At 69.1% G+C, this 11,701-nt stretch carries 7 protein-coding genes, 4 tRNA genes and 1 pseudogene; 11 read left to right on the top strand and 1 reads right to left on the bottom strand.

Annotated elements, in window-relative coordinates; genetic code table 11:
* Both AB1578_17215 and AB1578_17210 read left to right on the top strand, forming a co-directional pair.
* The coding region (locus tag AB1578_17215) for an NADH-quinone oxidoreductase subunit M (GenBank protein MEW6489635.1) at positions 1–1,196 on the top strand (1,196 nt) is incomplete at its 5' end.
* Between the two features lie 203 nt (positions 1,197–1,399).
* Positions 1,400–2,854 (top strand): NADH-quinone oxidoreductase subunit N, encoded by a 1,455-nt coding sequence (locus tag AB1578_17210; protein MEW6489634.1) that lies wholly within the window; start codon positions 1,400–1,402, stop codon positions 2,852–2,854.
* Positions 2,855–2,947: 93 nt separating this feature from the next.
* Here the strand turns inward: AB1578_17210 and AB1578_17205 are convergent, their stop codons facing one another.
* Positions 2,948–3,547, bottom strand: a complete 600-nt coding sequence (locus tag AB1578_17205; GenBank protein ID MEW6489633.1) for a hypothetical protein — start codon at positions 3,545–3,547, stop codon at positions 2,948–2,950.
* 426 nt (positions 3,548–3,973) lie between these two features.
* On the opposite strand from AB1578_17205, the pseudogene AB1578_17200 reads away from it, so the two are divergent.
* The 9 genes and pseudogenes from AB1578_17200 to tuf all read left to right on the top strand — a co-directional run.
* A pseudogene (locus tag AB1578_17200) lies at positions 3,974–5,641 on the top strand (proline--tRNA ligase).
* Between the two features lie 38 nt (positions 5,642–5,679).
* The gene (pyrF, locus tag AB1578_17195; protein ID MEW6489632.1) at positions 5,680–6,423 is read left to right on the top strand and encodes an orotidine-5'-phosphate decarboxylase; all 744 of its coding nucleotides are present in this window, start codon (positions 5,680–5,682) and stop codon (positions 6,421–6,423) included.
* 9 nt (positions 6,424–6,432) lie between these two features.
* The gene (gene rlmB, locus AB1578_17190; protein ID MEW6489631.1) at positions 6,433–7,179 is read left to right on the top strand and encodes a 23S rRNA (guanosine(2251)-2'-O)-methyltransferase RlmB; all 747 of its coding nucleotides are present in this window, start codon (positions 6,433–6,435) and stop codon (positions 7,177–7,179) included.
* Between the two features lie 254 nt (positions 7,180–7,433).
* Entirely contained in the window at positions 7,434–9,596 is a 2,163-nt protein-coding gene (locus tag AB1578_17185; protein ID MEW6489630.1) for a potassium/proton antiporter, read from the top strand.
* Positions 9,597–10,114: 518 nt separating this feature from the next.
* A tRNA-Thr gene (locus tag AB1578_17180) sits at positions 10,115–10,190 on the top strand.
* 17 nt (positions 10,191–10,207) lie between these two features.
* Positions 10,208–10,292 (top strand) — tRNA-Tyr (locus tag AB1578_17175).
* Positions 10,293–10,304: 12 nt separating this feature from the next.
* A tRNA-Gly gene (locus AB1578_17170) sits at positions 10,305–10,381 on the top strand.
* A gap of 33 nt (positions 10,382–10,414) precedes the next feature.
* Positions 10,415–10,490 (top strand) — tRNA-Thr (locus AB1578_17165).
* A gap of 82 nt (positions 10,491–10,572) precedes the next feature.
* A partial coding sequence (gene tuf / locus AB1578_17160; protein ID MEW6489629.1) for an elongation factor Tu occupies positions 10,573–11,701 on the top strand: 1,129 nt, incomplete at its 3' end.

Raw genomic sequence — 11,701 nt, 5'->3', positions numbered from 1 at the left:
GGGCGCTCGTCTCCCTCGACCTCTTCCTCTTCTACATCTTCTGGGAGGCCATGCTCATCCCGATGTACTTCCTCATCGGGGTCTGGGGCGGGGGCGAGAGGATCTACGCGGCGGTCAAGTTCTTCCTCTACACGATGGTGGGGTCGCTCCTGATGCTGGTCGCGATCCTGTCCCTCTACTTCCTCAACATCAAGGCGGGCTTCGGCGCCACTTTCGACGTGCTGCGGCTCTACGAGGTGCCCATCGCCCCCAACGTGCAGTTCTGGCTCTTTGCGGCGTTTGCGCTGGCGTTCGCCATCAAGGTGCCGATGTTCCCGCTCCACACCTGGCTGCCCGACGCCCACACCCAGGCCCCCACCGCCGGGTCGGTGATCCTGGCGGGCGTGCTCCTGAAGATGGGCACGTACGGATTCCTGCGGTTTGCCATTCCGCTCTTCCCCAACGCGGCGGAGGCGTTTGCGCCCTTCATGATGGTGCTCGCGGTCATCGGGATCATCTACGGAGCCCTGGTGGCCATGGTCCAGACCGACGTGAAGAAGCTCGTGGCCTACAGCTCCGTCTCCCACCTGGGTTTCGTGATGCTGGGGCTCTTCTCGTTCAACATCCAGGGCGTGGAGGGGGGCATCTACCAGAGCCTCAACCACGGCATCTCCACGGGCGCCCTGTTCCTCCTGGTCGGCGTCATCTACGAGCGCCGCCACACCCGGGAGATCTCGGAGTTCGGGGGGCTCGCGAAGCAGATGCCCTGGTACGCGCTCGTCTTCCTCGTCATCACCATGAGCTCCATCGGGCTGCCCGGCCTGAACGGCTTCGTCGGGGAGTTCCTCATCATGGTGGGCGCCTTCCTCGCCTCCAAGACTGCGGCGGTGTTCGCCGCGTCCGGGGTCATCCTGGCCGCCGGTTACATGCTGTGGATGGTGAAGCGGGTCTTCTTCGGCGCCCTGGAGAACGAGAAGAACAAGGGCCTAATGGACCTCACGGGGCTGGAGTGGGGGTACCTCGTGCCCATGGTGGTCCTGGCCTTCTGGATGGGCATCACCCCCGGGGTGTTCCTACGGCCGATGGACGCCTCGGTCGTGCAGTGGCTGGAGCGGGTGGAGGCCCGGCGGATCGCCTGCGAGGAGTGGGCGCGGCCCGAAGCGGTGGCACGGGTGCCCGACGTGAACGACGGGGCCGACGGAGCCGAGACCCGGTAGGGCGCGTTCGCGGAACGCGCCGCCCGCTCGGGGAGGCGCTGTCCGACCAGTTCCTGTAGGTGCCAAGGCTGGGCGTATCGGGGTCGAGGTCGATACCGATACCGATGCCGATCGGGTAGGGGGATAGGGACTGACCTCAGTCGTCCGAGGCGCAGCATCGCTGGACGACATTTCGAAGAAGACTCCGAGAGGGAGGAGTTCCCATGGAGTTCCCAATGTCTGATCTCGGGGCGCTCGCCCCCCACATGGTGATTGCGGGCACCGCCCTGCTGGTCCTGCTCGCCGAGGCCTTCGGCCCCCCGGGCCGCAAGGGGTACCTGGCGTACCTGGGGCTGGCGGGGATCGTGGTGGCGGCGCTGCTCACGCCTTCCCTCTTCGGGCCCCAGCGCCTGGGGTTCTCGCGGATGCTGGCCGCCGACGGCTTTGCCGCCTTCTTCTACTTCGTGATCTACGTGGTGGGAGCGCTCACGCTGCTCCTCTCGGAGAGCTACCTGCGCTCCGAGCGGGCCGACCACGGGGAGTACCACGCCCTGGTGCTCCTGGCCATGGTGGGGATGATGCTGATGGCGGGGGCGACCCACCTGCTGGTGATCTTCCTGGGGCTCGAGACCATGAGCCTCGCCATCTACGCCCTGGCCGGGTACCTGCGCACCGAGCGGGGAGGGGAGGCGAGCTACAAATACTTCCTCCTGGGGGGCTTCGCCTCGGCGTTCCTCCTCTACGGCATCGCGCTCGTCTACGGCGCCTGCGGCACCACCCAGCTCCACGACGTGATGGCCCACTTCGCCCAGGTGCGGGGGCTCACCTCTTCGCCCATGGCGCTCATCGGGGTGGGGCTCATCGCCGTGGGCTTCGCTTTCAAGGTGGCGGCGGTGCCCTTCCACGCGTGGACGCCCGACGTGTACCAGGGCGCCCCCACGGCGGTGACCGCCTTCATGGCCACCGGGGTGAAGGCGGCGGCGTTTAGCGCCTTCGTCCGGGTCTTCGTCACGGCCTTCCCGAGCCTGCACGGGGAGTGGTCCGGGGCGCTCTGGGTCGTCGCGCTGCTCACCATGACCTTGGGGAACCTGGCCGCCATCGCCCAGACCGACGTCAAGCGGATGCTCGCCTACTCGTCGATCGCCCACGCCGGGTACCTCCTGGTGGGCCTCGTCGTGGGAACCCCCGAGGCGAGCTCGGCCATGCTCTTCTACCTGCTCGCTTACGCCTTCATGAACGTGGGGGCGTTCGCCTGCGTGATCATGGTGGGGAAGTTCGGGCAGGAGAACACGGGGCTCGACGCCTATGCGGGGCTGGGGTTCAAGTTCCCCCTCCTCGGGCTCGCCATGAGCGTGTTCCTCTTCTCCATGGCGGGCATCCCTCCCACCGCCGGCTTCATCGGGAAGTTCCTGATCTTCAAGGCGGCGGTGAACGAGGGGTACTACTGGCTCACGATCTTCGGGGTCCTGAACTCCGCGGCGAGCGTGTACTACTACCTGCGGGTGATCGTCACCATGTACTTCACCGAGGCGCCGGAAAAGCCTCTGGTGGAAGAGCTGCGCGGCGGCCCCTCCGCCACCCTGGCTACGGTGCTCGCGGGCATCGGGGTACTCTACCTGGGCGTGATCCCGGGAGCCATCGTGGACCTGGCCCGGGAAGCGGTGCGCTACCTGATCTGACAGTTTGGCCGACGTCGCAGGGACAAACGGCACAGGGCCCCGCGGGGCCCTGTGCCGTTCTTTCGCAGACCGGAGAAGCGGCAGGGCGCAGACCTACTGGAGCTTCGCGACCATCTCCTTCAGGTGCCAGACGCTGGTGCGCAGATTGTCGACGATGTCCAGGTAGAGGGAGGAGTGCTTGGGCTGGCACAGGCCCATCACCAGGCGCTCCTCGTGGGCCGTGGCGAACCGGCTGGCCTCCTGGCCGAGCTCTTCGCCGCAGGCCACCACGTGCTTCATGAGGACCGGGTTGAGGGTGACCACGATATCCCGCACGTGGGAGACGAGCTCCTGGGCCGTGCGAAAGACGTGGTTGAGCTCGGTGACCGCCTTGTCGGAGAAGAGGGTCCCCTCCCGGATCTTGCTGTGGACCGTGCGGACCACGTTCTCGACGCAGTCGCCGATGCGCTCGATGTGCCCCGCCAGGGCCACCAGGAGCTTGGCCGACTCCTTGTCCTCCTCCTTGGCCATGGCCTCGGCAAACGCCCGCTCGACCGCGTGGACCTTCTTGCCCAGGCGCTCCGCCTCTTCCAGGGGGGCCTTCCGGTGCTTCAGGAAGCCCTCGTGGGTGAGGCTGAGCATGCGCAACAGGTCCTCTGTGGCCTCGGAGAGCTGCTGCTGGTACCCGCGGAAGGCCTTGTCGATCTTCTTCATGGGGAACCTCCTCGATGCCTGTGCCCCTGCGGGCATTCGGTGACGCCGGCCCCGCGGCCGGGACCGGGCGGCTCGCTTCGCCTCGGAAGGGGGCTACTTATAGCAGCTCGGAGGCAGTGACGAAAGGCGGAGGTTGGGTCAGAATTCACCACCCAATCATGGGGCGGGTTCCGGGAGCCCCGGAGCGTAGCCCCGTGCCGCATCGACCGGTCGTCCAGAGGCGGTGGAAACCTCTAAAGCGAGGCGCACCGATTCCGTGAGGGGGCCCTCCTCGAGTTCACGCGGATTGCGGGGCGGAGCGCAGGGGCTCTCGGAACCCGCTGGCCACCCAGATGGCGGATCGCGGTGCCCCGGCCCCTTGCCCCGGGCGGTCGCCCTGGGGTACAAACCGGCCGATTCCCCCTACCTTTGACCATCGAGGTCTTCATGGACTACGCGAAGCTCCTGCTCCCCACCACGAGAGAAGATCCGGCCGAGGCCGAGGTGGTGAGCCACAAGCTCATGCTCCGGGCCGGCATGATCCGCAAGCTCGCGGCGGGCATCTACTCCTACCTGCCGGCGGGCCTGCGGGTGCTGCGCAAGGTGGAGCGGATCATTCGGGAAGAGATGGACCGGGCCGGCGCCCAGGAGGTGCTCTTGCCCGCGGTGCAGCCCGCGGAGCTCTGGAAGGAGTCGGGTCGCTGGGAGGTCTACGGCAAGGAGCTCCTGCGCCTGAAGGACCGGCACGAGCGGGACTGCTGCATCGGCCCCACCCACGAGGAGGTCATCACGGACCTGGTGCGCCGGGAGATCCGCTCCTACCGCCAGCTCCCCATGAATCTCTACCAGATCCAGACCAAGTTCCGCGACGAGATCCGCCCCCGCTTCGGCCTCATGCGGGGCCGCGAGTTCATCATGAAGGACGCGTACTCGTTCGACGCCGACAGCGCCGGCGCCGACGAGAGCTACCGGAAGATGGTGGACGCCTACGTGCGCATCTTCCAGCGGTGCGGGCTGGAGTTCGTGCCCGTGGAGGCCGACTCGGGCGCCATCGGCGGGAGCTTCTCCCACGAGTTCATGGTGCTGGCCGACTCGGGGGAGGACGCGGTGGCGGCCTGCCGCGCCTGCGGCTACGGGGCCAACGTGGAGAAGGCCGAGGTGCGGGCTCCCGAAGCCGGATCCGCTCCGGAAGCCGCGCCCCTCGAGGAGGTTGCCACCCCCGAGCAGCGCACCATCGGCGAGGTGAGCGCCTACCTCGGGGTGCCCCCCCAAGCGGTGGCCAAGACCCTCCTCTTCGAGACCGACCGGGGGACCGTGGCCGTGTGTGTGCGGGGCGACCACGAGGCGAACCCCGCCAAGGTGAAGAACCTCCTGGGAGCCAACACGGCCGAGCTGGCCGGCGAGGCGGCGGTGCGGGCCGTGACCGGGGCGCCGGTGGGATTCGCCGGGCCCGTGGGCCTGTCGGTGCCCGTGTACCTGGACCACGCCCTGCGGGGCGCGGGAGGGCTGGTGGTGGGGGCCAACCGCGGGGGGTTCCACTACCGCAGTGCCCTGGCCGGCCGGGACTTTCCCGTGGCCGGCTGGGCGGACCTTCGCGCCATCGAGGAAGGCGACCCGTGCCCCCGGTGCGGGGCGCCCGTCGCGGTGCGGCGCGGCATCGAGGTGGGGCACGTCTTCAAGCTCGGCACCAAGTACTCGGAGAGCCTGCGGGCCACGTTCCTCGACGCCCAGGGCGCGGAGCGCCCCCTGGTGATGGGGTGTTACGGCATCGGGGTGGGGCGCACCGCCGCCGCCGCCATCGAGCAGAACCACGACGCGGACGGCATCGTGTGGCCGGTTCCCCTGGCCCCCTGGGAGGTCGTGCTCCTCCCGCTCCAGGTCAAGGACGAGGCGACCCGGCAGGTCACCGGGGACCTCGCGGCGGCGCTCCAGGCCCAGGGCATCGAGGTGCTGGTGGATGATCGGGACGAGCGGCCCGGGGTCAAGTTCAAGGATGCCGACCTCCTGGGCATCCCCCTTCGGCTCACCCTGGGCGCCAAGGGCCTGGCCCAGGGCATGGCGGAGGCGCGGGAGCGCAAGACCCGCGCCGAGCACCGGGTGCCCCTCGGGGAGGCGGCGGCGTGGGCTTCCGCGTGGGTCAAGGAGCGGCGCACGTGACCGCCCGCGAGAGGCTCATCTTCGCCCTGGACGTGGCCACCGCGGGGGAGGCGCAGGGGTGGGTGCGGCGCCTGGACGGCGAGGTGGGTGCGTTCAAGGTGGGTCTGGAGCTCTTCGTCTCCCAGGGACCCACCCTGGTGCGGGATCTCGTGAACCGGGGCTCCCGCATCTTCCTGGACCTCAAGCTCCACGACATCCCCGCCACCATGGCCGGCGCCGCCCGCATGGCGGGGGGGCTCGGTGCCTTCCTCGTCAACGTGCACGCCCTGGCGGGCGCCGAGGGGATGGCCCGGGCCGCCGAGGCGGCGCGCAAGGGTGCGCAGGCGGCGGAGCGACCCGAGCCCAAGGTCCTGGCCGTCACGGTCCTCACCAGCCACGGCCCGGCCGATCTGGAGGCCGTGGGCATCGCCGGTCCGGCCTCGGAAGCGGTGCTTCGCCTGGCGGCCCTGGCCCGCAGCGCCGGTCTCGACGGCGTCGTGGCCTCGCCCCTGGAGGCGTCGGCCATTCGCAAGACGTGGCCCGAGGCGCTCATCGTGACGCCGGGGGTGCGCCCGGCGGGGTTCGACCTCGACGACCAGAGCCGCATGGATACGGCGGCGGGCGCCCTGGAGGCGGGAGCCGACTACCTGGTGGTGGGCCGGCCGATCCGGATGGCCCCCGACCCCGTTGCCGCCGCGCGGGCGCTGGCGGCCGAGATGGAGGGGGCGGGGAAGGCGCCGAAACGCAAGCGCAGGCGCTAGGGTCCGGGAATGAGCGCTTCCGAATGGGTGTACGGGCGCCGGACGGTGGCGGAGCACCTGGCGGCCTCCCCCGAGACCTGCCGGGAGCTCCTGGTGGCCCGGGAGGGTTCGGGGCCGGAAGAGGTGCTCGGGGCGGCCCGAGATCTGGGGCTCCCCGTGCGGCAGGTGCCGCGCAAGCTCCTCGACGAGCTCTCGGGCCGGGGCAACCACCAGGGGGTGTGCCTCGAAGTCGGCGGGTGGCGGTACGCCGCCCTCGAGGAGCTCATGGGCCGGGCGCGGGAGCCGGGGCGCCTGCCCCTCATCGTCGCCGTGGACTGCGTGCAGGATCCCCGCAACCTCGGAGCGGTTCTGCGGGTGGCGGACGGCGCCGGCGCCGCGGGGGTCGTCCTTCCCAAGGACCGCGCCGCCGGCCTGAGCGCGGCGGTGGCCCGCACCGCCTCCGGCGCCCTGGCCTCGGTGCCCGTGGCCCGGGTGGTGAACCTGGCCCGGGCCCTGGATGAGCTGACGGCCGAGGGCTTCGAGGCGGTTGCCGCGTCGGATCACGGTCCCGAAGACCTCTACGCGGCCGTTGCGCGGTTCCCCTGCGTCGTGGTCCTGGGGGGGGAGCACCGGGGCATCCGGCCCAACGTCCTGCGGCGGTGCTCCCGCGCCGTGTCCATCCCCATGGCGGGCCAGGTCTCCAGCCTCAACGTGGCCGTGGCATGCGGCGTGCTGCTCTTCGAATGGCGCCGGCAGTACCGCGCCCGAACTGGGTAGCCTTTCGGAGCCGGGCCCCGGGGGAGCCGTGGCGCGGTTCCCGCCGGCCTTGCCGCGTCCTCGGGAGACCTGTCGCAGACTCCGCAAACCGCACCGGAGCGGGGCCCGCGGCAGGGTGCCGATCCACCGCTTAGAGCCACCCCTCCGCATGCCGGCGGTCTGGTTGCCGGGCGCGCTTTCGATACACCCCCAGGCTTGTCCCGTGCCCCTTGGGAACCCCGGCGGCGGACGGACCCGGGGCAGACCTTCGCCGGGTGGACGGCAGCTTCCTCCGGCACGCGGGAAGCGCGGCGGCGCGGACCGTTTGGCTCGAAGCCGTGCGCCCGACACGGCTGCGGTTGGGCGAAGAAAGGACACTCGCAGCGCCCATGGTCGAACCGGCCCTCATCCTCCTCGTCACGGGGTTTCTCGTGCTGGCCAGCATCCTGGCCAGCCGGGTTTCCGACCGGCTCGGGGTGCCCACGCTGATCGTGTTTCTTGTCATCGGCATGCTGGCGGGTTCGGACGGGCCCGGCGGCATCCACTTCGACAACGCCCAAGCCGCGAACCTGGTCGGCACCGTCGCGCTGGCCTTCATCCTGTTCTCCGGCGGGCTCGACACGAACCGGCGCATCGTCCAGCCGGTCCTTGGACGCGGCATCGTCCTCGCCACGCTGGGCGTGGCTATGACCGCTGTCCTGGTGGGACTGTTCGCGTGGGCCGTTCTCGGCCTTCCTCTCCTGACGAGCCTCCTACTCGGCTCGATCATCTCCTCCACCGACGCGGCTGCCGTGTTCAGCGTGCTTCGAAGCCGCGGAGTGAGCCTGAAGGGCAACCTCAAGCCGCTGCTCGAGCTCGAGTCGGGCAGCAACGACCCCATGGCGATTTTCCTGACGGTGGGCATCACGCAGTTGGTGACCGTGGCCGGGTTCCAGTGGCCCCAACTCGTTCCGACCTTCGTCCTCGACATGGGGCTCGGAGTCCTGCTGGGAATCGGTGCGGGAAGAGTCGCAGCCCTGGTCTTCAACCGCATCGGCCTGGATTACGAGGGGCTCTATCCCGTCTTGAGCATGGGCTTCGTGCTCGTCACGTTCGGCGCCGCAGAATTCGTGGATGGGAACGGCTTCCTCGCGGTGTACTTGTGCGGCGTCATGCTCAATGGCGCAACCTTTACGCACAAGCGGTACATGATGAAGTTCCACGACGGGTTGGCCTGGCTGATGCAAATCGCGCTGTTTGTCACGCTGGGCCTGCTCGTGTTTCCTTCGCGGCTGCCGGAGATCGCGGCGACGGGGCTTCTGGTGGCGTTCTTCCTGATGTTCGTAGCCCGGCCGGCGGCGGTGGTCGTCGGCCTGGCGGGCAGTGCGTTCGACTGGCGCGAGCGCATGCTCGTCTCGTGGACCGGGCTCCGCGGGGCGGTCCCGATCGTGTTGGCCACGTTCCCCCTGATGGCCGGGGTGGAGCACTCCGGCGCGATCTTCGACGTGGTGTTCTTCACGGTCCTCACGTCCGTGCTGATCCAAGGAACGCTCCTGATGCCCGTGGCCCGCCTGCTGAAGGTGGACGAGCCCCTGGCGGCGCGCCCGTCGTTCTCCCTGGAGCTCGAACGCTTTGGGCAGGCGCAGGGGGAAACCCGCGAAATCGAGGTGCTGCCCAACACGGCGGCCGCGGGCCGAACGATCGCCGACCTCGACATCCCCCCCAATGCCCTGATCCTTCTGATCGGGCGGGGGGACGGCTATGTCGTGCCCAGGGGTCAGACGCGCATTCAACCCTACGACACCCTGCTGCTCTTCGGCGACCCCTCTTCCCTCAGGGACGCCGATGCCGCCGTGCTCTCGCCACGGCCCATGGTCCGGAAGCGCGAGGCCCTCGACGACCCCCTGGCGATGCTGCCCATGACCACCGAAGGAAAGTACTTGTCGAAGCAGGTGGTGGTCCTGGGCTACGGGCGCGTCGGCAGGCGGGTCTGCCAGGCGCTCGAGGCACGGGGCATCCCCTTCGTCGTCGCCGATCAGAACCGGGAAATCGTGCAACAGCTGCGCGACCGGGGCATCCCGGCGGTGACCGGCGACGCGGCGGACGCCATGACGCTGGCGCAGGCCCACGTCGCGCGCGCGTCCATTCTGGTCATCGCCACGCCCGACACCTTGAAGGTGCGGCAGATGGTGGAGATCGCCAGACAGCTCAACCCGTCCATCGAGATCATCATTCGGACGCACAGCGAGATGGAGGCCTCCTTCCTGAAGCAGGAGGACGCGGGCACGGTCCTGCTCGGCGAGGAAGAGCTCGCCAAGAGCATCATCCGGCTCTTGCTGGAGCGCCTGCGCGCGGAGCCGGACGTGGTCGAGCCCCCGGCGCCCCCGGCAGGTTCCCGCGCCTTCCTCCTGGATGTCGCCCCCCTGCCGCGCAGCGGTGGCCCATCCCGGAGCTCCTGACCCCGGCGGTGGGCGGGCGCAAGCTTCGAGGCCACCCCTGCCGCCGCACGGCAGCCGCTCCGGACCTGCGGCAGGTCGGGAGCACACCCCCCGTGGACACCTGCCCCTGGTCGGGTCGGCGTCCGGCTCCAACGGGGAGGTGGCCTGCGGCGCGGTCTGCTGCGAGCTGCGCCCCTGCATCCGCCTCGCCGGAGGCGATGTCCCGGTATCCACCACCAAGTCTTGGGGCGGGGTCCGGGAGCCCCGGAGCGCAGCCCCGTGCCGCCTAGACCGATCCGCGGCCGCTCGGGAGAAACCGGTGAGGTTCGGCGCACTGACTCGCCAGGATACGCTGATTCCGAACACCGCGGATTGCGGGGCGGAGCGCAGGGGCTCCCGGACCCCGCTCGCCACCGAGGTGGTGGATCGGGTCATCCTTTTCTCCTTGACACGCTCTGGCCCATTCGCTAGCATCCCCTCTCCTTCCGCCCGAGGGGGTAGGTTTGGCTTGCGCCAGCACCTCGCGCCGGGGGTATCGGGCTGGCGTAGCTCAATTGGCAGAGCAGCTGATTTGTAATCAGCAGGTTGCGGGTTCGAGTCCCATCGCCAGCTCCACGGGTGCATCCATCCGTGGTGGGGTTCCCGAGTGGCCAAAGGGAGCAGACTGTAAATCTGCCGGCGCAGCCTTCGGAGGTTCGAATCCTCCCCCCACCACCATCCGAGTTCTCCGCGGGAGTAGCTCAGTTGGCTAGAGCGTCAGCCTTCCAAGCTGAGGGTCGCGGGTTCGAGCCCCGTCTCCCGCTCCAAGACGCGCTGTTCGTCCCCTTCGGGGGAGGCGGGCCCACGTAGCTCAGTCGGCAGAGCACTTCCTTGGTAAGGAAGAGGTCACCGGTTCAATTCCGGTCGTGGGCTCCATGTGTTGTACCCGTTGCGTCCCGGTTGGCGCCCCGGCCGGGAGGTTTCTGTTTTCCGCCGATCCGAAGAGAGGAGTGGAACGATGGCCAAGGAAACCTTCAAGCGAACCAAGCCCCACGTGAACATCGGGACGATCGGGCACGTGGATCATGGGAAGACGACCCTGACGGCGGCGATCACCAAGGTGTTGTCGAACAAGGGGTTTGCGAAGTTCACGGCGTTCGACGAGATCGACAAGGCGCCCGAGGAGCGCGAGCGCGGCATCACCATCGCCACCGCGCACGTGGAGTACGAGACCGACAAGCGCCACTACGCGCACGTGGACTGCCCGGGCCACGCCGACTACATCAAGAACATGATCACGGGTGCGGCGCAGATGGACGGGGCGATCCTGGTGGTGAGCGCGGCGGACGGCCCGATGCCCCAGACCCGGGAGCACGTGCTGCTGGCGCGGCAGGTCAACGTGCCCTACCTGGTGGTGTATCTCAACAAGGTCGACATGGTGGACGACCCGGAGCTTTTGGAGTTGGTGGAGCTGGAGGTGCGCGAGCTCCTGAGCAGCTACGAGTTTCCCGGGGACGACACCCCGGTGGTGAAGGGCAGCGCGCTCAAGGCTTTGGGGTGCGGGTGCGGCAAGCCCGAGTGCGCCGACTGCAAGTCGATCTTCGAGCTGATGGACGCGGTGGACAGCTGGATACCGGAGCCGCAGCGCGACAAGGACAAGCCGTTTCTGATGCCTGTGGAGGACGTGTTTTCGATCTCGGGTCGGGGCACGGTGGCCACGGGCAGGATCGAGCGGGGCATCGTCAAGGTGCAGGACGAAGTGGAGATCGTGGGGTTCACCCCGACGACCAAGACCGTGGTGACGGGGGTGGAGATGTTCCGCAAGCTCCTGGACCAGGGGGAGGCGGGCGACAACGTGGGGGTGCTGCTGCGCGGGGTCAAGCGCGACGACGTGGAGCGGGGGCAGGTGCTGGCCAAGCCCGGCTCGATCACGCCGCACAAGAAGTTCAAGTGCGAGGTGTACGTGCTGTCGAAGGAAGAGGGTGGGCGGCACACGCCGTTTTTCAACGGGTACCGGCCGCAGTTCTACTTTCGGACGACGGACGTGACGGGGGTGTGCACGCTGCCGGAGGGCACGGAGATGGTGATGCCCGGGGACAACGTGCGCATGGACGTGGAGCTGATCACGCCGATCGCGATGGAGGAAG

Source organism: Thermodesulfobacteriota bacterium (assembly GCA_040756475.1).
Classification (GTDB): Bacteria; Desulfobacterota; Deferrisomatia; order Deferrisomatales; family JACRMM01; genus JBFLZB01.
This window is presented reverse-complemented; position numbering and strand designations above follow the sequence as displayed.